The sequence below is a fragment of the Acinetobacter sp. RUH 2624 genome, assembly GCF_000162375.2.
Lineage (GTDB): Bacteria > Pseudomonadota > Gammaproteobacteria > Pseudomonadales > Moraxellaceae > Acinetobacter > Acinetobacter nosocomialis.
The window spans coordinates 410,703-432,872 of record NZ_KI391940.1 but is presented as its reverse complement, the minus strand read 5'-3'; the positions used below and the strand labels follow the sequence as shown (position 1 = coordinate 432,872).

Sequence of the window (22,170 nt, the reverse complement as noted above, 5' to 3'; positions counted from 1 at the left end):
TTTCTTTCAAAAAACAAGTTTTTTGTTACATAAAGCAAAATAAGCTTGCAATGGAATGACAAAATTAGCAATCCTATTCTTCTATAGTGAGCGAATAGTTGTGCACAATTGTGTCGGTAAAGCTTTATACCTTATATCTCAAATGTAAGGCATAATGATAGTAAGCGCAAATGTGTGTCACCCTGAGTCGAGTATTGTGCCGTGAAAAATTCTAAAAAGTCTTTAATGCATGTGTTAAGCATGTCTATTTTGCTTAGTTTGAGTTCAACAAGCTTTGCAGAACTCGTCAATAACCCGTCCTCAGGGAGTACTGGTACTGCAAGTTTAAATTGGTCTGCAGCGGATGCTAGTCAACTTTTAAATGATGAAGATGATGAGCCGACTCCGCAAGGTTCAACGTCTGTTACTACAACTTTACGTGGCAGTAATGCACCGAAAGTTATTAGCTCTATACCTAGAGTTGCTCCAATCCGTGATACCGTGGGCTATAATGCCCAGCCGAGTGTTAGTGCACGTGCTGCACTTGTAATGGATGCGCAAACGGGTGAGGTCCTTTATAGTAAAAACACCAACGCGTCAGTACCGATTGCGTCTATTACCAAATTAATGACAGCAGTTGTAACCGCAGATGCGCGTTTAAACATGTCAGAAGAAATTACACTTGAGCAAATCGATTTTGCCGGTGCAAATGGTAAGAACTCAAGCTCTACCTTACGTGTGGGCGACAAGATGAACCGTGCAGAAGTTCTTCTGTTTGCTTTAATGAAGTCAGAAAACCCAGCGGCAGCAGCTTTAGCGCGTACTTATCCGGGCGGTCGTCCTGCATTCGTAGCAGCGATGAATGCTAAAGCACGTTCTTTGGGTATGAATGCCACTCATTATTACGAATCAACTGGTTTAGACCCACGTAATGTCTCTTCGGCGCGTGACTTGGGAATTTTGGCGAGTACAGCGTCTCAGTATGGTTTGATACGTCAATTCTCAACAACACCGACTTACGACTTTAATTTAGGTTACCGTGTACTCAAGTCAAACAATACCAATGCTTTAGTGCGTAATGGTGGTTGGAATATCAACTTATCTAAGACTGGTTATATTAATGAAGCAGGCCGTTGTGTTGTTATGCATACTACTGTGAACTCACGTCCAGCAGTCATTGTATTGCTTGGTGAACCAAGTACACAGGCGCGTAATAACGATGCAACTAACTTGTTAGGTTGGTTAAGTAATTTGCCAAAACGTATTTAAGTTAAATATTTTAAAAACGCTTCTATTAAGAAGCGTTTTTTTATGCCATTTTAAACAACATAAAAAAACGGCTGTTTAATACAGCCGTTTTTTATAAAAATTCAGATTTTACATATTAGATAAAATTGAATCTTTTACTTGATCCATTGTTGCATCAATTGACAACATCACTGCATCAGCACATTGTTTGATTGCAGTATCAGGATCTTTCAAACCATTACCAGTTACTGTACATACGATAACAGAACCTTCAGCAATTTTACCTGCTTTAATATCACGGATTGCACCGCCGATAGAAGCAGCAGACGCTGGCTCAACAAATACACCTTCATACATAGAAAGTAAGCGTTGAGCTTCTAAAATTTCGCTGTCTTGAAGTTCATCAAACCAGCCTTTAGAGTCGCGTACCACAGCTTTTGCATGGTTCCAGCTTTGTGGATTACCAATACGGATTGCAGTTGCAACTGTTTCAGGGCTTTCAACTGGAGCACCACGTAAGAATGGAGCTGCACCAGAAGCTTGGTAACCTACCATTGTTGGTAAGCCTTCTGGTTTAGGACCGGTAAATTGATCGGTCGCAGCATCATAAATCACTTGTTCGAACTGATCAGCAGGTTGGTTTGCTACAGCTTCTGTATAACCCATCCAGTGAGCTGTAATGTTACCTGCGTTTCCTACTGGCAAGCAGTGATAGTCAGGTGCACGGCCTAAAGCTTCAACAATTTCATAAGCAATCGTCTTTTGACCTTGTAAACGGTAAGGGTTGATTGAGTTTACAATCGTTACAGGAGCTTGATCAGCCACTTCTTTTACTAGACGCATACCATCATCGAAGTTACCACGGATTTGCATAGTGATCGCACCATACATCATGGCTTGAGCCATTTTACCCATTGCGATTTTGCCTTCTGGGATCAAAACAAATGCTTTGATACCAGCACGCGCAGCGTATGCGGCGGCGGCAGCAGAAGTGTTACCTGTAGATGCACAGATAATTGCTTTAGAACCTTCTTCAACCGCTTTGGTTACAGCCATGGTCATACCACGGTCTTTAAATGAACCAGTCGGGTTTAAGCCCTCATATTTCACATAAATTTCAACATCTTTGCCAATAATACGTGGAATATTCTCAAGTTTAATGAGAGGGGTGTTGCCTTCACCCAAAGAGATAGCACGAGTAGTTGCCGAAACTGGCAAACGGTCACGATAACGATCTACAAGACCAGTATAACGATTGGCATTAGACATGATGGTGTTCCAATTATGAGGTGAAGCGGGAGAGGGAATCTTTCCCTCAACCTGATTAACTATCGAGCGATTCTAAACGAATTCTTACGATTTCGCCACGAATTGCAGGTAATGCTTGAATTTGCGCAAGAGCGTCATCCATTTTTGATTCAACGATTGGATCGGTCAAAATTACGATTGGAATGAGGTCTTTTAAGCGTGATTGTTGCATGATGGCATCAATACTGATTCCAGCACGGCTTAAGATGGTTGTTACATCTGCAAGTACACCAGTTTGATCTTCAGCATTTAAGCGGATGTAATAACCTGTAGTCATTTGTTCCCGGCTTAAAATTGGCATATTTGTTAATGCTTCGAAAGCCAGTTGAGGAATTGTACCTGCACCATCTTCTGTATAAGAGATGTCACGAACAATATCAATCACATCGGCAACGACCGCAGAAGCTGTTGGACCAGCACCAGCACCAGCGCCATAGTACAGCGTTGGGCCAACGGCATTGGCTTGAACTAAGACAGCATTTTTAACGCCGTTTACGTTGGCAATAAGCTGCTCATCTGGAATAAGCGTTGGGTGAACACGTAACTCAATACCATGTTCAGCACGACGTGCAATACCTAAATGTTTAATGCGGAAACCAAGTTCTTCGGCATACTTCACATCTTGCGCAGTGATTTTGCTGATACCTTCGGTATAGACTTTATCGAACTGCAGAGGAATACCGAACGCACAAGACGCTAAAATTGTAAGTTTATGCGCAGCATCAATACCTTCAACATCAAAAGTTGGGTCTGCTTCTGCATAACCGAGTTCTTGAGCTTCTTTTAATACATCATCAAATGCACGACCTTTCTCACGCATTTCGGTGAGAATAAAGTTACCTGTACCATTAATGATGCCTGCTAGCCATTCAATATGGTTTGCAGCAAGGCCTTCACGAATCACTTTAATAATTGGAATGCCGCCAGCAACTGCTGCTTCATAAGCAATTTGGACAGCGTTGTCTTCTGCTGCTTTAAATAGTTCATTACCATGTTCAGCGAGTAAAGCTTTGTTTGCAGTAACAACTTGTTTACCGTGCTTGATGGCTTCCATAATAACTTCGTAAGCAGGGTGAATACCACCCATCACTTCTACAACCACATCTACATCGGGTTGACGAACGATATCAAGTAAGTCTGCGCTTTGTTTAATCCCTTCTAATTCGAGATCTGGACGAGGGCGACGTGTTCCAACGTGGGTAATTTGAATTTCTCGACCGGTGCGACGTTTAATTTCAGCGGCATTTTCTTGTAGTAGTTTAAGGGCTCCTCCACCTACGGTACCTAGACCGAGTATTGCCAGGCGAACTGGTTTCACGTCACACTCCATATCATCATTGAATCATTTAATTGAAGCTAGATCATAGCTAAAAAAAACGCCAGACTCTAGCGCTTTTCGTGCCTGTTCAATCAATTAGAGTGCGATGTTCGGAAAAGCAGAGTAGATCAGTCTTTAAACACTGGCATGTAAAGAACAATTTGTTGAAAAAACAAAGCGCTGCATTAAGAGCAGCACTTTGTGTACAAGATAACTGGTGAACTATTCATCAAAATTGAGAATATTATTTATCCAGACGTTTAACTAACTCATCTGGTGTTAAGTAGCCACCGAGATATTGTCCGTCAACGTTGTAGATGGCTGGAGTACCATTTACGCCCATGTTTAAACCAAGTTGATATTGTTCGCGAACAGGGTTTTTGCATTGAGCAGGTGGAATACTAATGCCTTGTACAGCTTGATTAAATGCAGCTTTACGGTCTGCACTACACCAAACGGCTTCCATCGTTGGCATAAATTGTTCGCCGCGCGGCCACGCAATGTAACGAACCTCAATGCCTTTCTCATTAATCTCGGCTAAATGCTCATGTAGTTTGTGGCAATAAGGACAACTTGCATCGGTAAACACATAAATTACATGTTTAGCTTTACCACCCCTAGCTGGGTAAACAATCAAATCTTCATTTTTTAAAGCAGCAAGGTGCTTTTTGTTTTCTGATGCTTGAAGGTTGTCGCCAATATTATGCAGCTCTTTACCGCCTAAACGGATGACATCACCTTGAATAAGGTACTTACCATCACTTGTCGTATAAACAGAAGTCATACCTTCAAGGTTCACCCAATATAAATTAGATACTTCAGTCGGTTTGATGTCTAAAATTTTGACGTTGATGTTTGCATTCTTAAATTGTTTTTGCAAAGTTTCGATTAAACGTTGTTTAGCATTGCGTTCAATGATGGTTGAAGCTTCCCCAGTAGCAGGTGCGGTCGCTGTGAGCGCATCTTCTTTTTGTGGTTTGTTTTCTTTAGAACAAGCACTGAACAACAAGCTAGAAGCCAAAGCACAGGCAAGAAAAATTTGAGATCGGGTAAAGGACATAGATAACCCTTATTTCATCAGTATTTATAGTCAGAAGCTGCTAAGCATAACAAAAAATCTGGTGTGTATTGTTAAAACTTTCTTAACCTTTGTGAACGAAATCAAATGATTGTTCGGTGTATTTCATGTAATTCGTTTAAAAATTTTTAACCTCTAGGGTGATGTTTTTCATGTAATTGTTGCATTCTTACTTGTGCTACGTGGGTATAGATTTGGGTGGTAGATAAGTCACTATGGCCCAGTAACATTTGTACTACGCGCAAGTCAGCGCCGTGATTGAGCAAGTGTGTTGCAAAGGCATGACGTAAGGTATGAGGCGACAGCTCAGCCTGAATATTGGCTTGTAGTGCATATCGTTTAATTGCATACCAAAAATTCTGACGGCTCATGATTCCGCCATGTTGAGTTAAAAATAAATAGTCAGTGGAAGTTTTATAAAGTTGTGGACGTGCATCATTTAAGTAGCGTTCTACCCAGTCACAAGCATATTGGCCTAATGGTACTAAACGTTCTTTATTGCCTTTACCAGTAATACGTAAATAGCCTTGTTTTAAATTGATTAGCTCCAAGCGCAAGTTGATTAGCTCGGAAACACGTAAACCACATGCATAAAGTACTTCAAACATTGCTCTGTCACGTAGTCCCAAAGCTGTTGTAATGTCAGGCGCTTGAATCAGTGCTTCGACATCTTCTTCTGATAAATCTTTGGGTAAAGCTCGGCCAATTTTGGGTGAGTGATGTGTCGCTACCGGGTTATCGCTTCGTAATTTTTGTTCACGTAAAAATTTGTAAAACTGGCGTAGGGCAGATAAACAACGTGCAATTGAGCGTGGACTTTTACCTATTTTGGTGAGTTCAATGAGAACATCAGAAATGTCATCACTTGACCATTTCGGCAAGCTATTTTTTTTATGAAGTTCAGCACATTGAATCAGGTCAGATAAATAAGCATTACGAGTATGTGGACTCACTGTTTGTGCAACTAAATAGTCGCGAAAACCTTGTAAAAAGCTCAAATGTTCAGGAATTTGAACAGGGCTTGGAATACGCGGTTTCTTATTTATCATAAACAATGTCCTCTAAACCCCTGTACTTTAAAAGAAACTTTAAGATTTGTCGATTAAAGTAGGTGAGAATTGAAATTTAACCTTATTTGGTAATTATTCTCATTTATATGTATACTAGTAAAAAAGGTTTAGGATCGGATGCGGTGCGTTTATCAGCGTTGAAAGTGAAGCAAGCGGCTACCATCACCAAAGTAGATCGGATGACACAAACATCCGAGCAACAAGATTTGGTCGCAATTCGTTTGGAAAGCTTGGGCTTTGTACCAGGTACTCGAGTAGAGGTGATTACCAAAGGTATTTTTGGTGGTGATCCGATCTTAATCCAAATTGGCTTTACTCGTTTCGCTTTACGTAAGGCGGAAGCGGAAAAAATCGAGATTCAGTTAGAAGGAGTACCCGCATGAGTAATGCGCTACGTATTGCCCTTGTGGGAAACCCGAACTGCGGTAAAACTTCGCTGTTTAACCATTTAACTGGGACAAGACAAAAAGTTGCTAACTATGCGGGTGTAACTGTAGAGCGTAAAGTCGGTAACTTTCAATTACCTTCAGGCCGTGCAGTTCGTGTACTAGATTTACCGGGTACCTATAGTTTGCAGGCAACTAGCCCAGATGAAGAAATTACCCGTGATGTCTGCCAAGGCAAAATTGCCGAAGAAGGACAGCAAGATGCTTTTTTATGTATTGTCGATGCGACGAACTTAAAACTGCATTTGGGTTTGGTGCTTGAAATTATTGAATTAGGGCGTCCAATTCTGGTTGTATTGAACATGATGGATGAAGCGCGCCGTCGCGGTATTCAAATCAATACACAGAAACTCTCTGAGCGTTTAGGTGTTCCTGTTGTTGAAACGGTTGCCGTACGTAATTCAGGTATTGAAAATTTATTGCATGCGCTCGATCAAGAAAAATATACCGTACCTCATACTGAACTGAGTGGTTTAAGTGGTGGGCATCATCAGAAAATCGAAACGATTTTTAAAGATGTGGTTAATTTTGTTGATCATGATGATAAGCGTACTGACTTTCTAGATCGAATTTTCTTACATCCTGTATTGGGTTTACTCAGCTTGGCAGTAATGATGTTTATTGTCTTTCAGGCAGTATTTGCTTGGGCTGAACCTTTTAAAGCTGCAATTGAAGATGGGGTAATCCCATGGTTAGGTGAGTGGTTAAATGGAGCCATCCATCAACCTGTGCTACGCAGTTTAGTCGTAGACGGTGTTCTGGCAGGAGCGGGCACAGTACTGGCTTTCTTGCCTCAAATTTTGATTCTCTTCTTCTTTATTTTGGTACTCGAAGAATCAGGTTATTTACCGCGTGCAGCGTTCTTGCTCGATAAATTAATGTTTAAAGCCGGCTTGAGTGGTCGTTCTTTCATTCCATTATTATCAAGTTTTGCCTGTGCGATTCCTGGCATTATGGCAACCCGAAGTATCAGTGATTCACGTGACCGTTTTACCACGATCATGGTTGCACCCCTCATGACATGTTCGGCACGTTTGCCTGTCTATGCCTTGTTAATTGGTGCATTTATTCCAAGTCAAACTGTTTTAGGCATCTTTAACTTACAAGGTTTGGTGCTGTTTGGTTTATACATGGCAGGTATTTTAAGTGCACTTTGTGTTGCCTTTGTGATGAAGTTTTTGCGTAAAGACAAATCACAGCATGCCTTGTTAATGGAATTACCAAGTTATCGTTTTCCTGATCCAAAAAGTATCGCTATTGGGTTGATGGAACGCGCAAAGATTTTCTTGCGTCGTGTTGGTGGGATTATTGTTGCATTGACCATTATTCTTTGGTTCTTGTGTACTTTCCCTCAACCACCCGAAGGCGCAACGCTACCAGCAATTGATTATAGTTTTGCGGGTATGGCAGGGCACTTTATTCAGCCTTTATTCGCACCGCTTGGCTTTAACTGGCAAATCGTGGTGGCTCTCATTCCCGCAATGGCTGCTCGTGAGGTTGTGGTTGCCGCATTAGGTACGGTATATGCGTTATCTGGTGCTGATGATAATGCTGTTGCACAGGGGCTTGCTCATTTGATTAGTGCAAACGGCACGGGTTGGTCATTGGCTACAGGGCTATCTTTATTGGTCTGGTTTATTTATGCACCACATTGTTTAGCAACCTTGGCAACGGTACGCCGTGAGACAGGTTCATGGAAACATGTGGCAGTCATGACGGCTTATCTATTTGGTTTGGCTTATCTCATGTCATTTTTAACCTACCAAATTGCATCACGCATTTGGGGTTAATAGGAGGCGCTTATGTTTGATTACCTTATTGTTGCTGTATTGGTGTTGTGGAGTGCCATTGTTGTCTTTAAAAAGGTATTTCCTCAAACGTCCGCTTCAGTATTTCTTGCATTATCAATCCAGTGTCAACGCTTGGGTTGGCAGCGTTTGGCATCATGGTTGAAGCCTAAACAGGCTGCCGGTTGTGGTGGCAATTGTGGCTGTTCTACTGATGATGCACCTACCCAAAAGTCCGCTCCGGTACAAACGGTGAAGTGGCGTTAACTTTTCTGTATAAAAAGCCATCGAATGATGGCTTTTTTACGCACTGACACAAAAAAAGTAGAATAAAAGTCAAACTGAAAAAGTATTCAAAACAGCAAAGTGCTAACATTTTTGCCATTCTGTCGATTGATAAATTGTGGGGCAAAAATGTTAATACAACGTGGTGGGTTAAAAGTTGTAGCAGGCTTGGGTATATCAGGTGTTTCTGCTGTAAATTTCCTGCATGAACAAGGCTACCAAGTTGCAGTAACGGATTCCCGCCCCACACCTCCCGGACATGATCAAATTCCTGCAGACGTGAAGACCAGTTTTGGTAAACTCGATCAAGAATTATTACTCCAAGCAGAAGAAATTATTTTAAGCCCGGGCCTTGCACCACAATTACCAGAAATTCAGGCTGCTATTGCTAAAGGTATTTCTGTAGTAGGTGATATTCAGCTACTTCGCCGTGCAACTGATGTACCAATTGTTGCGATTACAGGCTCTAACGCGAAGAGTACTGTTACTACTTTAATGGGTTTAATGGCTAAAGACGCGGGGAAAAAGGTTGCCATTGGTGGTAACCTTGGTCGCCCAGCTCTAGATTTACTTAAAGATCAACCAGAGTTATTGGTACTTGAGTTATCAAGCTTCCAGTTAGAAACCACATCTCACTTAAATGCTGAGGTCGCTGTGGTACTGAACATGAGTGAAGATCACTTAGATCGTCATGGCAATATGCTGGAGTATCACCAAGCAAAGCACCGTATTTTCCAAGGTGTCAAGAAAGTTGTATTTAACCGTGATGACGCTTTAAGCCGTCCTCTTGTACCTGATACAACGCCAATGCAAAGCTTTGGTCTAAATGCACCTGACTTAAACCAGTACGGCATTTTAAGAGATGCTGACGGTACACTTTGGCTTGCTCGTGGCTTGCAGCGTTTAATTAAAAGCTCAGACTTATATATTCAAGGTATGCACAATGTAGCCAATGCTTTAGCGTGTTTAGCATTGGGTGAAGCAATTGGCTTACCTATGGAATCTATGCTTGAAACTTTAAAACACTTTAAAGGTTTAGAGCACCGCTGTGAGTATGTAAAGACCGTACATGATGTACGTTATTACAATGACTCAAAAGGAACCAATGTGGGCGCCACACTTGCAGCAATTGATGGTTTAGGTGCTGCGATTGAAGTGAAAAAAGGTAAAGTTGCCCTAATTTTAGGTGGGCAGGGTAAAGGTCAAGACTTTACTCCTTTACGTTCTTCTATCGAAAAGTATGCCAAAGTTGTGGTATTGATTGGTGAAGATGCGCCTGTCATCGAGCAGGCCATTCAAGGCGCAACTAAAATTTTACATGCGGCAACACTTAAAGAAGCTGTCGAGATATGTCAACGTGAAACACAAGCTGAAGATGTGGTATTGCTATCACCAGCATGTGCAAGTTTTGATATGTTTAAAAGTTATAATGACCGTGGTCAGCAGTTTGTTGCCTGCGTCAATTCGTTGGTTTAAAGAAAATATGATTAGGAATGTAGTATGGCAGGCTTAGCTCAGACCACAATCCAGAAAATCAATCATTGGTATGAACGGATATTGCCGAAATGGCCAGCGGAAGTGACGCCACGTAATGTCTTGATTTTCTGTGTCGTTGCATTGTTATGTATCGGTTCGGTGATGGTAGCATCTGCTTCGATGCCTTATGCAGAATATATGCATGAGAACCCGTTTCACTATGTCATCCGCCATGCGATATCTATTGCGGTTGCTGGGGTCGTGGCGTATTTGACTTACCGAATCTCACTCAATACATGGTTTAAAAATACGTTTCCGCTGTGGTTGTTAACCATGGTTCTGTTACTTGCTGCTTTGGCGGTAGGTTCGGAAGTCAATGGTTCTACACGTTGGATTAAAATCGGTGGTTTTACCTTACAGCCTACAGAGGTTGCCAAAGTCATGATGGCAATCTTTACGGCAGACTACGTGGTACGCCGTGCTAAAGAGGTTCGTACGCACTGGAAAGGTTTAATGCGTTTAAGTGGTGTGATGGCGATTACGGTCGGTTTAATTATTGCCGAGCCTGACTTGGGTGCGACGATCGTTATTGTCATGATGATGGTCGGCGTGTTCTTTTTAGCTGGTGCGCCGCCAACACAGTTCTTAATTATGCTTGGTGCGATTGTCACCGGTATCGTGTTTTTGATCTTGTTTGAGCCTTACCGTTTCCAGCGTTTGATTTCGTTTACCGACCCATGGGCAGATCCATTAGGTGTGGGTTATCAGTTATCAAATGCACTCATGGCCTTTGGCCGTGGTGAATGGTTTGGAACAGGCTTAGGGCATAGTGTTCAAAAGCTATCTTATTTACCAGAAGCGCATACTGACTTTATGTTGGCCGTGTTAGGCGAAGAGTTTGGCTTCTTTGGTATTTCGATTGTCATTGGCTTATCTTTCTTGATGTTGGCTTGTTGTATCAAAATTGGACACCGTGCCTTGAAACATCATTATCTTCGCGCGGGCTATTTGGCTTACGGTATTAGTATTATTTTCTTACTCCAGATTTTGGTAAATGCGGGTATGAACATGGGCTTAATGCCAACCAAAGGTTTAACACTGCCATTTATTAGTTATGGTGGTACGTCTTTAATGATGTGTGCAGCTATGATTAGCTTGATCTTAAAGATTGATGCGTCAACTCAAGAAGTAAACCCTGAAAGAGAAGAATCGAACTTCTAAACTATTTCAGTTGTTATGAAAAGCCCGATATCGAATCGGGCTTTTTTTATTTATAAATATATTCCGCCAAGCTCTTGTCCGTGAGGAATTAAATCTACATTCCACTGCGCTACAGCTTGCTTGAGCATCACTTCAGGGCGATCTAATTCAACCTTGGGTTGACCTAGGGCTTGTATGGCGTGTTGTAGTAATTGAGGAGCTTTAGTTAAATCGAGTGCTTGAGCAAGATTCTGTTTAGAAAGCTTTTGTCCTTGATCATTCATAGCCAGAGGAAGATGCATATAGCTTAGTTTAGGGTAACCGAGGAGCTGACTCAGCCAGATTTGGCGTTCAGTGTTATCTAAAAGGTCTGCACCACGAACAACGTGTGTAATACCTTGTAGATAATCATCCACGACAACAGCAAGTTGATAGTTAATAATGCCATCACGGCGTTTAAGAACAAAGTCACCAAGGTCATGTTGTAGATTAGAACAATGAAGTCCTTGCAATCGATCATCGAAACAGATTTGCTGATCCTGAACTTTTAGGCGAATCGCTTGATCTTGAAAATCGAGATGCAAATCACGGCAAGTACCTGCATAGATTGCATTTGAACCGAGCATTTTGCGGGTACACTGACATGCGTAAACTAAACCTTCTTTTTTAAGTTGGTCTAATACGCTTTCATAAATATTTAGGCGGTCTTTTTGAAAGATGATCTCTGCATCAGGATCGAACTGAAAAGCTTCAATTGATGCGAGTATATGGTCTTCACTACCGGGATAGATGCGTGGAATGTCAGTATCTTCAACACGAACAAACCATCGCCCTTTGTGAGCTCTAGCATCACAGTAACTGGCAACAGCAGTAATCAGTGATCCGAAATGTAAAGGGCCGGTTGGCGAGGGCGCAAACCGGCCTGAGTATGAGCAGCGATTAAGTGGAACATTGTTCCGCGGCTGCGCAAGAGAAAAGCTATGCTTTTCTGGCAAGCGATTTAACTGCTGCGCAAAAGCCGAGTCGAACTCGGCTAGAGAATTCTTAACCGTCACAATTAACCGTTATTTTGCTTCTCTTTAATTTCTGCCAAGGTTTTGCAGTCAATACATAACGTTGCAGTTGGACGTGCTTCTAAACGACGTAAGCCGATTTCGATACCACAAGTTTCACAGAAACCGTAGTCTTCGTTTTTAATCGCTTCAAGAGATTGTTCGATTTTACGAATTAATTTACGTTCACGGTCACGTGTACGTAATTCAATTGCAAATTCTTCTTCTTGGGTAGCACGGTCATTTACGTCTGGCAATGCAGTTGATTCATCTTGCATCGTATTTAAAGTACGATCAACTTCAGACATTAATTCAGCTTTCCATGCTTGCAGAATTTGTCGGAAATGCTCGAGCTGTCCTTCAGACATGTACTCTTCATTTTTCTTAGGTTGATAAGGTGCAATACCAAATAAACTTGCAGTTGAGCCTACGTCAGAAGTTTTAGGTTTCACTTTACGTGCACGTTTTGCAGAAGCTTTATCACCTTCTACTACAACTTCTGTATGTTCATCCAAAACTTGGTTGTGGTTGTCATTCGCCATAATAGGGCATTCCTCATCATACACGTATTATCTATACGCAAAAAATATGGTGATATGCAAGTGTTTTTATAGAAAACCATCGATGGATTTTTCCATCGGGTCGTCATCATATAGATTTTTCCTGCAAGATGATAGTCATTCTATCCCGTAAATAATTTCAAAACGTGTTTGCCCTAGTCATAATTCCTCATAGAGGTATTCAATTTAGGACTAATATCCTGAAATATCAGTGTTTATATGGGTTTCGAAATTTTCAAGTCGAAACACTTTTGTTTCAAAAGTACCATCATTATTCAGACGAATGTAACGGTAACCCGGTGCATTTTGATCGAGTGCAAAATCGTTACTAAACGGTTTAAATTGTACGCTTGTGGAAGGTGTTGAGAAAAATTCGATACCTTGCCAAATATTAAGAGAGTCTTGATGTACGTGTCCACAAACTAAAGCTTTTACATTTTTAAATGGGCTTAACGTATCCAGTAGTGCATTTGAGTTTTGTAGTTTGTGATGATCAATCCATTTTGATTTCATGGCAAATGGGTGATGATGGCAAGCTAGCAGAACTGGATGATCTGCAAATTGCTCAAGTAAGTTTTCTAAATTTTCTAATTGTTCCAATGACAAATGACCATCTACTTTTCCCTTTACGGCACTGTTGAGCATAATGATGCGCCAATTCCCTAAGCCGACCACCACAGGTTCCTGATGATTTTCGTTATGCAGTGGAAAGTGGTCCACATTGTCATGATTACCGAGCGTGTGGAAAAAAGGCAAACCCAAGGTTTGCATAAAGTTGATATAACGCTTGTAGGTAATAGGGGTTGGGGCTTGTGCGAGGTCTCCGGTATGAATAATCGCGTCCGCTTCTGGATGTTGTTTCAATATCTGCTGGATAATGGCATGGAAACTTTCTTCAGGATTCATCCCCACAAATTCTAGCTGTGGATACTCCAATAAATGTGTATCGGTAATTTGTATGATGACATGATTTTTTTGTGAAAGTGTTGAGACTTGGAAAGTCACCCTCCTACCTCTTCGGATTTATTATCGTTTTGCTGTGTTGAGCCAGCCATTGTAATGCCATAATAACAGGGGCATTTCTTAAACGTCCGCTGTCGAGTAGTGTTTGAATTTCGCTATAACTAAACAAATGCAGCTGAATATTTTCACCCTCATCATCTACTCCAAAAACACCGCCTACAGCGGGTAATTCGGTTTCGGCGACATATAGATGAAATAATTCTGAACAGGCGCCTGCTGATGGGTAAAAACTAAATAGATGCTCTAAATCCTGAACTTCACAACCTGATTCTTCAAGGCTTTCACGTCGAATGCAACTTTCTGGTGACTCATTGCCATCTAACACGCCTGCAATAATTTCGAGTTGCCACGGCGATTGAGAGTCATCTAAAGCACCAACACGAAACTGTTCAATTAGGGCAAACTGTTGTTTTTGGTCATTGTAGAGTAGAACGCCAGCCGCTTCAGGTCGATGCACAAGTTCGCGCTGCAATACAGGAGTATATTCAGATTGATTAAATAGACGATGTCGAAGGCTGACTTTTTCAACTTGAATAAAACCACTGAACAGAAGTTCACGTGATGTTACTTCGACATCTTTAGATGTATAACTTGGATGCTCGACAATACTCATGATTCGATCAGGACGAAATCTATTTATTTCATCCTAACCGAGAATCATGGCTAGGCAAGTGTTTTTTTTGAATATTTACACTTTATGATACAGTTTTTGTCCTTGCTCTTGATAAACCTCTTTCATCGCTTTGAGGCCTTCTTCAACCTCTGAATCGCTATTGGTGAGATTGTTGGCATAGTCGCGGACATTCTGAGTGATTTTCATTGAACAGAATTTCGGACCACACATTGAGCAAAAGTGTGCAGATTTATGCGCTTCTTTTGGTAAAGTCTCGTCATGCATGCTGCGCGCTGTATCTGGGTCTAAACTTAGGTTGAATTGGTCGTCCCAACGGAATTCGAAACGTGCTTTAGACAAGGCATTATCACGAACCTGTGCACCCGGATGGCCTTTGGCAAGATCGGCTGCGTGTGCTGCGATTTTGTAAGTAATAATTCCGTCTTTTACATCTTTCTTGTTTGGCAAACCTAAATGTTCTTTAGGTGTCACATAGCAAAGCATTGCTGTGCCATACCAACCAATCATAGCTGCGCCAATTGCAGAAGTAATGTGGTCATAGCCCGGAGCGATGTCTGTAGTTAAAGGCCCAAGTGTATAGAATGGTGCTTCTTTACATACCTCTAACTGCAAGTCCATATTCTCTTTAATCATGTGCATTGGTACGTGACCCGGGCCTTCAATCATGACCTGAACATCATGTTCCCATGCTCGGTGAGTAAGCTCACCCAATGTTTTAAGTTCACTGAACTGCGCTTCGTCATTTGCATCTTGAATACAACCCGGACGTAAGCCATCGCCTAAGCTAAATGACACGTCATAGGCTTTCATAATTTCACAGATTTCATCAAAGTGTGTGTATAAGAAGTTTTCTTCATGATGAGCGAGACACCACTGCGCCATGATTGAACCACCACGAGACACAATACCCGTTAAACGGTTTGCTGTAAGTGGCACATAGCGAAGCAATACACCTGCGTGAATGGTGAAGTAGTCAACGCCTTGTTCAGCTTGCTCAATAAGTGTGTCTTTAAAGATTTCCCAAGTCAGGTTCTCAGCAACACCATCAACTTTTTCAAGGGCTTGATAAATTGGCACGGTACCGATTGGAACAGGTGAGTTACGAATAATCCATTCACGTGTTTCATGAATGTTTTTACCTGTAGACAAGTCCATAATGGTGTCAGCGCCCCAACGGGTTGCCCATGTCATTTTCGCAACTTCTTCATCAATTGAAGAGCCAAGCGCAGAGTTACCAATATTGGCATTAATTTTAACCAAGAAATTACGACCAATAATCATTGGTTCAAGTTCTGGATGGTTAATGTTGGCAGGAATAATAGCGCGGCCTTCGGCAACTTCTTGGCGAACAAACTCAGGTGTAATTTCTTTTAAGTTTTTTGCACCAAAGTTTTGACCTGGGTGTTGGCGCATATCTACAGCTTCGCGTTGACGCTGATTTTCACGAATCGCAATATATTCCATTTCAGGCGTAATAATACCTTGCTTGGCATAGTGCATTTGAGTGACATTTTTGCCTGCTTTAGCGCGGCGTGGGTTTTGAATATGTGCAAAGCGAATATCAGCAGTACGAATATCTTTTAAACGCTCCTGACCAAACTTTGAAGTTAGGCCAGAAAGAACGTCAGTATCGTTACGCTCTTCAATCCATTTTTGGCGAACTGAAGGTAAACCTTTGTTTAAATCAATTTGAACAGTAGGGTCAGTATAAACACCTGAAGTGTCATAAACCATAATAGGTGGGTTGTGCTCACCACCAAGGCCAGTTGGGGTATCAGTTAAAGAAATTTCTCGCATTGGAACCTGAATGTCAGGGCGAGAGCCTTCAATATAAACTTTTTTAGAAGCAGGTAAGATGCGAGTTAAATCTTTTGCATCTTGTTCATGTTGTGCTGAAATTTCAGCAGAAGAGAGATTCGTTAATTGGTTCATCACATGATCCTTATGAATAACATCAACGAATCAAGCACGACCAAAAACGATGGCGGATTTATCTTGAACTAGATAAATTGAGGGCTTTAAGTTTTTAGATGGCTTGATTCCTACGCAGGTCTTAACCTGATCAGGTTCAACGGTACTTGTGATCAAACTTGTGTTGAGATAACACGGAATTTACACAATCTCAGCGAGCTATTACTCGCGCTCCGTCAAGCGATTTAAAGACTAACATGTTTTAGGTTGGCTGGCATTGTCAATTTGTATCTATACAAACCGCATCCATGTGGCAGTCACGATAACTTTTGGTATTCCACGGTGACTCTAATTCTAATAATTGCTCAAGCTGTTCATGCACAATCTGATAGGTAGATTTCTTTTTCCCATTTTCATCAATTAAATCTGTCTTGAATTGTGTATTACGTTCATCCACAGGAGTGGCAATAAACTTTAGAAATTGTTGAGCGGGTTTTGCTAAGCTGGATTGTTTTTGTGTAGATAAGAAACGAATTTGTTGTAGAGCATCTTTATCAATCCATGTGTTTGGAGCAAACTCATCGGATACAGGCGTATTATCTAGCCCAAAGAAAATAAAATATCGGTACTCATTAAATAATAATTTTGCATCACTAATAAAATAACTCTTTGGATATTTTTGAATAAATTTTTCCCAAAATAATGCACGCTCAGTAAGCTCTTTCCATGAGATAGCCAACGCACCATCGTCATAGAAAATGTTTTTATTGTCTTTTGCCATGCGAGTTAAGAACTCTTTTTGGTCAGCGGGTAGGGCTTTAGCAAAAACATCAACTAAATAGTTTGGCTGACGGCGGTAAGTAAATATGCCCTCACCTTGATAGAGTAGCTCAATATAGGCTTGGCCCTCGTGTTGAATCAGATATTGATCACGAGTACCGAGTTGATCGAATAACTTTTTCTTGGTTTTCATTGTTTTTTTAGCATCTAATGGTTCTTGTTCTAAAATGGCATATCCAAAAGCTTCAAACGCTTTTGCTGTTTTTTCATTATGTTCTTGTTTTAGAAAACGCTGATACATAGCCGTCGATGCTTCAATTAGCTTAAGCTGTTCATTATTTTTTAAAGAGGGAACACAGGTTTTAAGTTTTTCATTAATTTGATTTAGGTCTTCCATTTTACTGTTTTGATTAATTTTCTGCATAGCAGCTATAGTTTGTAAGCTGCTACTGTCTCGCTGTTCGGTGGACTTTTGTGCAGTTGATTTTTGCTCTTTAGATACAGCCTGATCTTGCTCTGATGTTTTACTACATCCAGCTAAAAGTAGTGCACTGCACATACTCATCATTAGAATTTTTTTCATCTTTATATTTTTATCGAAATTGATATTGCTCAAATTATAACGCTTAAAAAGATTGCATCACTGTTAGAAATCTTTATTATTAGGTAGATCGGTCTACTTAGGTGAAAGCTATGAATGATAAAACAGCAAGACAGAAAATTCTCGATGCAGCGGCAACACTGTTTTATAACGATGGCATTACTGCAACAGGAATTAATACGGTTACGGCTAAAGCAGATGTAGCCAAGATGTCGCTTTACAATAATTTTTCTTCAAAAGGAGATCTTGTTGATGCCTACATTGCTGCACGACATCAAGAGTGGTTAGACCTTTATCAAAACCGTTTAGAAAAAACAAAAACAGCTAAAGAAGCTATTTTGGCCGTATTTGATGCCTATCAAGATCATGCCGAGTTTGCTTATGAAAAGGGTTTTAGGGGATGTGGACTTTTAAATGCTGCTGCTGAGTTTCCTGCAAATAGTGCAGGACGAAATGCTGTAAGGCAGCATAAAGAACAAGTTGAGGCTATTGTTGCTGAGCATTTAAAAAAATTAATACCAGACTCACAGCGTATTAGCTATATCGCCTCACAACTTTCTTTTCTTTTAGAAGGTTCTATGGCAAGAGCTGGTTTAGAGGGTAGTAGCCGTCAACTTCAATTAGCGAGGCAAATGGCAGAAGATATTTTAGATCGAGAATGCCAACATGATTAGCCTTATTAAAAATAGTAGTTATGGTGGCACAATTGCAATTTTAGTTGCCTCTGTTTTGTGGGGGACAACAGGAACTGCGGCAGCATTTGCCCCAACACTTGGACCACTGGCAATTGGTGCTGTGGCGATGGGCGGTGGAGGCCTTTTACAAGCTCTGGTTGCATCACGAGCTATACGAGAAAACCGGCAATTTATTGGGCGTAATATTCCTATTATTCTTTTGGGCATTGCAGCAGTTGGGATATATCCCTTAGCTTTTTATTCTTCTATGCATTATGCCGGAATTACGATTGGTACAGTGGTTTCAATTGGTTCGGCTCCACTCATTTCAGCAGTTTTAGAGCGATTCTTTGACCGTAAATTTTTATCTAAAACGTGGTTCCTGAGTTTGGTGTTGTGGGAGTAAGTTTATTATCTATGGGTGAAAGCCACACAGCACAAGATATTACAAATGAATGGGATAAGTTCTTCGGTATTTTTCTCGGGCTTGTTGCTGCTACAACTTATTCGCTTTATTCATGGGCTGCAAAAAGATTAATAGACCGAGGTATTGCTGCTAAAGCTGCAATGGGCATGATTATGGGTGGCGGAGCAGTTATTTTACTTCCTACTTTGTTGCTTACAGGGGGCGGTTTATTAGAGAGCTCAACAAATTTACTTGTGGCTGGCTATATGATGCTAATTCCTATGTTCCTCGGTTATTTACTTTTCGGCTTTGGGCTAAAGACTGTAAATGCGAGCAAAGCGACTACGTTAACTTTATCTGAGCCTTTAATTGCTGCGATTTTTGCGATTGTGTTGGTGGGTGAACATGTATCATGGGTGGGCTGGCTAGGCATGTTTTTGATTTTCATTTGTATTTTGATGTTATCAAAGCCTGAAAATACATAAAAATGAAAACTTTTACTGGCTTGAGTTTAAATCAAATTTTTCTTAGTCTTAAAGCCAAGTTTTATCGTTGATTTAGACAATGAAAATAAAATTAATGCTTGTGGCGAGTTTATGGAGTTTTGCATCGCCGAGTTTTGCTTTAGATTTAGTTGAAACTTATGAGCGCGCAAAGCAAAATGATCCGACATGGCAAGCGAATCAACAACAATTTGAAGCAGATCAGCTTAATTTAGGCTTAGCAACTGGTGCTTTATTACCTACAGTCACATTATCTGGAAAGATTAATCGTAATAGCCAAACCGTAAAGCGTTCAAATTTTCCCGGTGTTGATCAAGAGGGACTGTCCGATGCTTTGGTCAGTAATACATCAACAACCAAACAAGCAACTTTATCTGCTCGTCAGCCTCTTTTTCGTATGGATGCATGGGAAGGTTATAAACAGGTTAAAACCTCGGTTGCTCTTAGTGAAATTACTTTACGCCTGCAAAAACAAGATCATGTTTTAAACGTGGCAGAAGCCTATTTTAATGTACTGCGTCAGCAGGCACTTACCGCTGCATATTTACAAGAAGAAAAGGCTTTACTTGAACAACTCAATATGATGAATGCCAAGCTTAAAGAAGGTTTGGTGGCACGTAGTGATGTGAGTGAGGCAAATGCCCAGTATCAAAATGCCAGAGCCAACCGTATTGCAACTAATGTTCAGCTTCTTTTAGCTCAAGAACAGCTCTCTGAATATATTGGCCCTTATCAAGATAAGCTTGCAGTACTGCGAAGTGATTTTACTTTTCAAAAGCCTTATCCAGCCCAACTTGATGACTGGATTGGCTTAGCCCAACAACAAAATCTAAAGATTCAGCAAGCCCGTTTACAAAAGCGATATGCTGAAGACCAACGCCGTGTGGAAAAAGCTGCACTTTATCCACAAATAGATGCTGTGGCGAGTTATGGCTATACCAAACAAACACCAGAAACACTGATTTCGACTGATGGAAAGTTTGATCAGGTTGGCGTAGAGATGAACTGGAATTTATTTAATGGAGGTCAAACACGAACCTCTATTAAAAAAGCCACTATAGAGTTAAATAAAGCGCAATCCCAGCTCGATGCGGCCATTCGCCGTGCCAATGTTGATGTAAAAAGCGCTTTTATGCAGGTGGATACAGACCGTGCAAAACTTGAAGCAAGAAAGGCGGCAATGGACTCTTCTTCACTTGTCTCTCAAGCCTCAAAAGCAAGTTATAACGAGGGCTTAAAAAGTATGGTCGATGTTTTATTAGCACAGCGTAATGCTTTTTCAGCAAAACAGGATTATCTTAATGCTCAGTATGACTATTTATTAAATGTATTACGTTTAAAAGCGGCTGTAGGTCAGCTAGGGGAAAAAGATCTAGTTGAATTAAACAGCTGGTTAACGTATCAGTAATAAAAAAATGCTTTTATCTGAAATTTAATTTTGTCATAAAAATTTAATGATTGATGTGTTTTAATGCTCAATCATTTTATCCCTGCGCCATCATGTTGGAGGCTTCCCTTGAGTCCGAGTAATCCGGTGTTAAGCCATCATATTTCTTCTCAATTTAATGAAGATTTGCAAGATGTGAACACAAAGTTTATGACCATGGGTGGCTTGGTCGAACAACAGGTTGCCAATGCAATTCATTCTTTGCTTGATACAGATGCGAATTTAGCAATTGATGTTCAATTTAAAGATAATGCAGTCAATCAATATGAGCGTGATATTGATGAAGGTCTGACACTGATTTTGGCGCGTCGCCATCCAGCAGCGATTGACTTGCGTATGGTAATTGCGATGAGCAAAGCCAATACCGACCTTGAGCGTATTGGTGACGAAGCTGCAAAAATTGCCCGTATTGCACAAAATCTATGTGAAGAGGGTGGATCACCTCGTGGTTACATGGAAACCCGCCATATCGGTAACCAAGTCCGTGTCATGATTCACGATGCTCTCGATGCTTTTGCACGTTTAGATGCCGATCAAGCTTTACGTGTACTTTTAGCTGATGCGGATATTGACCGTGAATATCAGTCAGCAACACGTACTTTAATGACTTATATGATTGAAGATCCGCGTCATATTGCACGTGTAATTAACGTGATGTGGGTTTTACGTTCTTTAGAGCGTATTGGTGACCATGCTCGTAACATTGCTGAACAAGTGATTTACATGGCAAAAGGTTTTGATGCTCGCCATACTAAAATTGAAGAAATTGAAGCAAAAGTTCACGAAAAGTAATACTTGAGTTGAAGTATCGAAAGGCCTTGTTTGAAACAAGGCTTTTTTTATTTTTTAGAAATAATAGATAAAAAAATGTCCCGAACTTTGGGGGGAAGTTCAGGACAGAAAATCAAGTGCATTAAGAGAAAACACGACACGGATCGTGTCTTACTTGCTATGAATTGATATTAAGGTGTGAGCCAATTTATGTCATGTAGAGTCCTGTGCGCTCTATGTAAGACTTTATATGTTTGTGTAAGTTTCACGTAAAAAAAGGCAGGTCTATGTATATAAACCCGCCTTTTTAATGATGATGAACTTAGAAAAAACGAATTATTCTGGCTTCCAACCTTCTGCTTTTTCAACGCTTTCATCATTATTGAAGAACTTCTCACGTTGTTCTTCAAGGAATTTTTTCGCTTCTGGATCAAAAACATTTAAACGCTTTTCATTAATTAGCGTAGTTTGGTGTTGTAGCCATTCTTGCCATGCTTGCTTAGAAACATTTTCAAAAAATTCTTGGCCTTTAGCACCCGGAAACGGAGCAAAGTCTAATCCTTCCATTTCCTTTTGATATTTACGGCAAAATACTTGTCGACTCATTTTGTAT

The 22,170-nt window shown here is 40.7% G+C and carries 20 protein-coding genes, 1 pseudogene and 1 riboswitch; of the genes and pseudogenes, 10 read left to right on the top strand and 11 right to left on the bottom strand.

Annotated elements, in window-relative coordinates:
• Nucleotides 1-201 precede the first annotated feature (201 nt).
• The gene (gene pbpG, locus HMPREF0014_RS24080; protein ID WP_006581172.1) at nucleotides 202-1,248 is read left to right on the top strand and encodes a D-alanyl-D-alanine endopeptidase PBP7/8; all 1,047 of its coding nucleotides are present in this window, start codon (nucleotides 202-204) and stop codon (nucleotides 1,246-1,248) included.
• 108 nt (nucleotides 1,249-1,356) lie between these two features.
• On the opposite strand, the gene thrC is transcribed toward pbpG, so the two are convergent.
• From thrC to xerD, 4 genes are all read right to left on the bottom strand, one after another.
• Entirely contained in the window at nucleotides 1,357-2,496 is a 1,140-nt protein-coding gene (gene thrC, locus HMPREF0014_RS24075) for a threonine synthase (protein WP_002048893.1), read from the bottom strand.
• 55 nt (nucleotides 2,497-2,551) lie between these two features.
• Complete coding sequence (locus HMPREF0014_RS24070) at nucleotides 2,552-3,853, bottom strand: homoserine dehydrogenase (RefSeq protein WP_002048970.1); 1,302 nt, start codon at nucleotides 3,851-3,853, stop codon at nucleotides 2,552-2,554.
• A 244-nt stretch (nucleotides 3,854-4,097) separates the two neighbouring features.
• Nucleotides 4,098-4,913, bottom strand: coding sequence for a DsbC family protein (locus HMPREF0014_RS24065; protein WP_006581170.1), 816 nt, complete (start codon nucleotides 4,911-4,913; stop codon nucleotides 4,098-4,100).
• 146 nt (nucleotides 4,914-5,059) lie between these two features.
• Nucleotides 5,060-5,980, bottom strand: coding sequence for a site-specific tyrosine recombinase XerD (gene xerD / locus HMPREF0014_RS24060; RefSeq protein ID WP_002053149.1), 921 nt, complete (start codon nucleotides 5,978-5,980; stop codon nucleotides 5,060-5,062).
• Nucleotides 5,981-6,123: 143 nt separating this feature from the next.
• On the opposite strand from xerD, the gene HMPREF0014_RS24055 reads away from it, so the two are divergent.
• The 5 genes from HMPREF0014_RS24055 to ftsW all read left to right on the top strand — a co-directional run bounded on the left by HMPREF0014_RS24055 (nucleotide 6,124) and on the right by ftsW (nucleotide 11,216).
• The gene (locus HMPREF0014_RS24055) at nucleotides 6,124-6,384 is read left to right on the top strand and encodes a FeoA family protein (protein WP_002053176.1); all 261 of its coding nucleotides are present in this window, start codon (nucleotides 6,124-6,126) and stop codon (nucleotides 6,382-6,384) included.
• Nucleotides 6,381-8,237 (top strand): ferrous iron transporter B, encoded by a 1,857-nt coding sequence (locus tag HMPREF0014_RS24050; RefSeq protein WP_004710937.1) that lies wholly within the window; start codon nucleotides 6,381-6,383, stop codon nucleotides 8,235-8,237. The genes HMPREF0014_RS24055 and HMPREF0014_RS24050 overlap by 4 nt, the downstream gene beginning before the upstream one ends.
• 12 nt (nucleotides 8,238-8,249) lie before the next feature.
• A complete protein-coding gene (locus tag HMPREF0014_RS24045) occupies nucleotides 8,250-8,501 on the top strand; it encodes a DUF6587 family protein (protein ID WP_002053159.1) in 252 nt (83 codons plus the stop codon).
• 147 nt (nucleotides 8,502-8,648) lie between these two features.
• Nucleotides 8,649-9,995, top strand: coding sequence for a UDP-N-acetylmuramoyl-L-alanine--D-glutamate ligase (murD, locus tag HMPREF0014_RS24040; RefSeq protein WP_006582285.1), 1,347 nt, complete (start codon nucleotides 8,649-8,651; stop codon nucleotides 9,993-9,995).
• 24 nt (nucleotides 9,996-10,019) lie between these two features.
• Nucleotides 10,020-11,216, top strand: a complete 1,197-nt coding sequence (gene ftsW, locus HMPREF0014_RS24035; RefSeq protein WP_006581168.1) for a putative lipid II flippase FtsW — start codon at nucleotides 10,020-10,022, stop codon at nucleotides 11,214-11,216.
• Nucleotides 11,217-11,266: 50 nt separating this feature from the next.
• Here ftsW and gluQRS read toward each other — a convergent pair whose 3' ends face one another.
• The 6 genes from gluQRS to HMPREF0014_RS24005 form a co-directional block, all read right to left on the bottom strand.
• Nucleotides 11,267-12,250, bottom strand: a complete 984-nt coding sequence (gene gluQRS / locus HMPREF0014_RS24030) for a tRNA glutamyl-Q(34) synthetase GluQRS (protein WP_006582284.1) — start codon at nucleotides 12,248-12,250, stop codon at nucleotides 11,267-11,269.
• Nucleotides 12,251-12,252: 2 nt separating this feature from the next.
• Complete coding sequence (gene dksA, locus HMPREF0014_RS24025) at nucleotides 12,253-12,789, bottom strand: RNA polymerase-binding protein DksA (RefSeq protein WP_001262524.1); 537 nt, start codon at nucleotides 12,787-12,789, stop codon at nucleotides 12,253-12,255.
• 210 nt (nucleotides 12,790-12,999) lie between these two features.
• On the bottom strand, nucleotides 13,000-13,812 hold the full coding sequence (gene cpdA / locus HMPREF0014_RS24020; RefSeq protein ID WP_002053135.1) for a 3',5'-cyclic-AMP phosphodiesterase: 813 nt from the start codon (nucleotides 13,810-13,812) through the stop codon (nucleotides 13,000-13,002).
• Between the two features lie 4 nt (nucleotides 13,813-13,816).
• Nucleotides 13,817-14,443: an NUDIX domain-containing protein gene (locus HMPREF0014_RS24015; protein ID WP_004710927.1), complete on the bottom strand. Its 627-nt coding sequence runs from the start codon at nucleotides 14,441-14,443 to the stop codon at nucleotides 13,817-13,819.
• 75 nt (nucleotides 14,444-14,518) lie between these two features.
• Nucleotides 14,519-16,396, bottom strand: a complete 1,878-nt coding sequence (thiC, locus tag HMPREF0014_RS24010) for a phosphomethylpyrimidine synthase ThiC (protein WP_006581166.1) — start codon at nucleotides 16,394-16,396, stop codon at nucleotides 14,519-14,521.
• Between the two features lie 90 nt (nucleotides 16,397-16,486).
• Nucleotides 16,487-16,621, bottom strand: a riboswitch (TPP riboswitch).
• Nucleotides 16,622-16,655: 34 nt separating this feature from the next.
• Nucleotides 16,656-17,738 (bottom strand): hypothetical protein, encoded by a 1,083-nt coding sequence (locus tag HMPREF0014_RS24005; RefSeq protein ID WP_006581165.1) that lies wholly within the window; start codon nucleotides 17,736-17,738, stop codon nucleotides 16,656-16,658.
• Between the two features lie 110 nt (nucleotides 17,739-17,848).
• Here HMPREF0014_RS24005 and HMPREF0014_RS24000 point away from each other — a divergent pair, with 110 nt between their 5' ends.
• The 4 genes and pseudogenes from HMPREF0014_RS24000 (at nucleotide 17,849) to phoU (ending at nucleotide 21,578) form a co-directional block, all read left to right on the top strand.
• A complete protein-coding gene (locus HMPREF0014_RS24000) occupies nucleotides 17,849-18,430 on the top strand; it encodes a TetR/AcrR family transcriptional regulator (RefSeq protein ID WP_006581164.1) in 582 nt (193 codons plus the stop codon).
• A pseudogene (locus HMPREF0014_RS23995) lies at nucleotides 18,423-19,321 on the top strand (EamA family transporter). Before HMPREF0014_RS24000 ends, HMPREF0014_RS23995 begins: the two are co-directional and overlap by 8 nt.
• Before the next feature lie 94 nt (nucleotides 19,322-19,415).
• Nucleotides 19,416-20,747 (top strand): TolC family outer membrane protein, encoded by a 1,332-nt coding sequence (locus tag HMPREF0014_RS23990; protein WP_016803687.1) that lies wholly within the window; start codon nucleotides 19,416-19,418, stop codon nucleotides 20,745-20,747.
• 108 nt (nucleotides 20,748-20,855) lie between these two features.
• The gene (phoU, locus tag HMPREF0014_RS23985; RefSeq protein ID WP_000075183.1) at nucleotides 20,856-21,578 is read left to right on the top strand and encodes a phosphate signaling complex protein PhoU; all 723 of its coding nucleotides are present in this window, start codon (nucleotides 20,856-20,858) and stop codon (nucleotides 21,576-21,578) included.
• Nucleotides 21,579-21,893: 315 nt separating this feature from the next.
• Here phoU and HMPREF0014_RS23980 read toward each other — a convergent pair whose 3' ends face one another.
• A complete protein-coding gene (locus HMPREF0014_RS23980; protein ID WP_002053140.1) occupies nucleotides 21,894-22,163 on the bottom strand; it encodes an oxidative damage protection protein in 270 nt (89 codons plus the stop codon).
• Nucleotides 22,164-22,170 lie beyond the last annotated feature (7 nt).

Coding starts and splice junctions, on each gene's coding strand:
- thrC (WP_002048893.1), bottom strand. CDS start 2,496: ATGTCTAATGCCAATCGTTATACTGGTCTTGTAGATCGTTATCGTGAC.
- HMPREF0014_RS24065 (WP_006581170.1), bottom strand. CDS start 4,913: ATGTCCTTTACCCGATCTCAAATTTTTCTTGCCTGTGCTTTGGCTTCT.
- xerD (WP_002053149.1), bottom strand. CDS start 5,980: ATGATAAATAAGAAACCGCGTATTCCAAGCCCTGTTCAAATTCCTGAA.
- HMPREF0014_RS24050 (WP_004710937.1), top strand. CDS start 6,381: ATGAGTAATGCGCTACGTATTGCCCTTGTGGGAAACCCGAACTGCGGT.
- HMPREF0014_RS24045 (WP_002053159.1), top strand. CDS start 8,250: ATGTTTGATTACCTTATTGTTGCTGTATTGGTGTTGTGGAGTGCCATT.
- murD (WP_006582285.1), top strand. CDS start 8,649: ATGTTAATACAACGTGGTGGGTTAAAAGTTGTAGCAGGCTTGGGTATA.
- ftsW (WP_006581168.1), top strand. CDS start 10,020: ATGGCAGGCTTAGCTCAGACCACAATCCAGAAAATCAATCATTGGTAT.
- dksA (WP_001262524.1), bottom strand. CDS start 12,789: ATGGCGAATGACAACCACAACCAAGTTTTGGATGAACATACAGAAGTT.
- HMPREF0014_RS24015 (WP_004710927.1), bottom strand. CDS start 14,443: ATGAGTATTGTCGAGCATCCAAGTTATACATCTAAAGATGTCGAAGTA.
- thiC (WP_006581166.1), bottom strand. CDS start 16,396: ATGAACCAATTAACGAATCTCTCTTCTGCTGAAATTTCAGCACAACAT.
- HMPREF0014_RS24005 (WP_006581165.1), bottom strand. CDS start 17,738: ATGAAAAAAATTCTAATGATGAGTATGTGCAGTGCACTACTTTTAGCT.
- HMPREF0014_RS24000 (WP_006581164.1), top strand. CDS start 17,849: ATGAATGATAAAACAGCAAGACAGAAAATTCTCGATGCAGCGGCAACA.
- HMPREF0014_RS23990 (WP_016803687.1), top strand. CDS start 19,416: ATGCTTGTGGCGAGTTTATGGAGTTTTGCATCGCCGAGTTTTGCTTTA.
- HMPREF0014_RS23980 (WP_002053140.1), bottom strand. CDS start 22,163: ATGAGTCGACAAGTATTTTGCCGTAAATATCAAAAGGAAATGGAAGGA.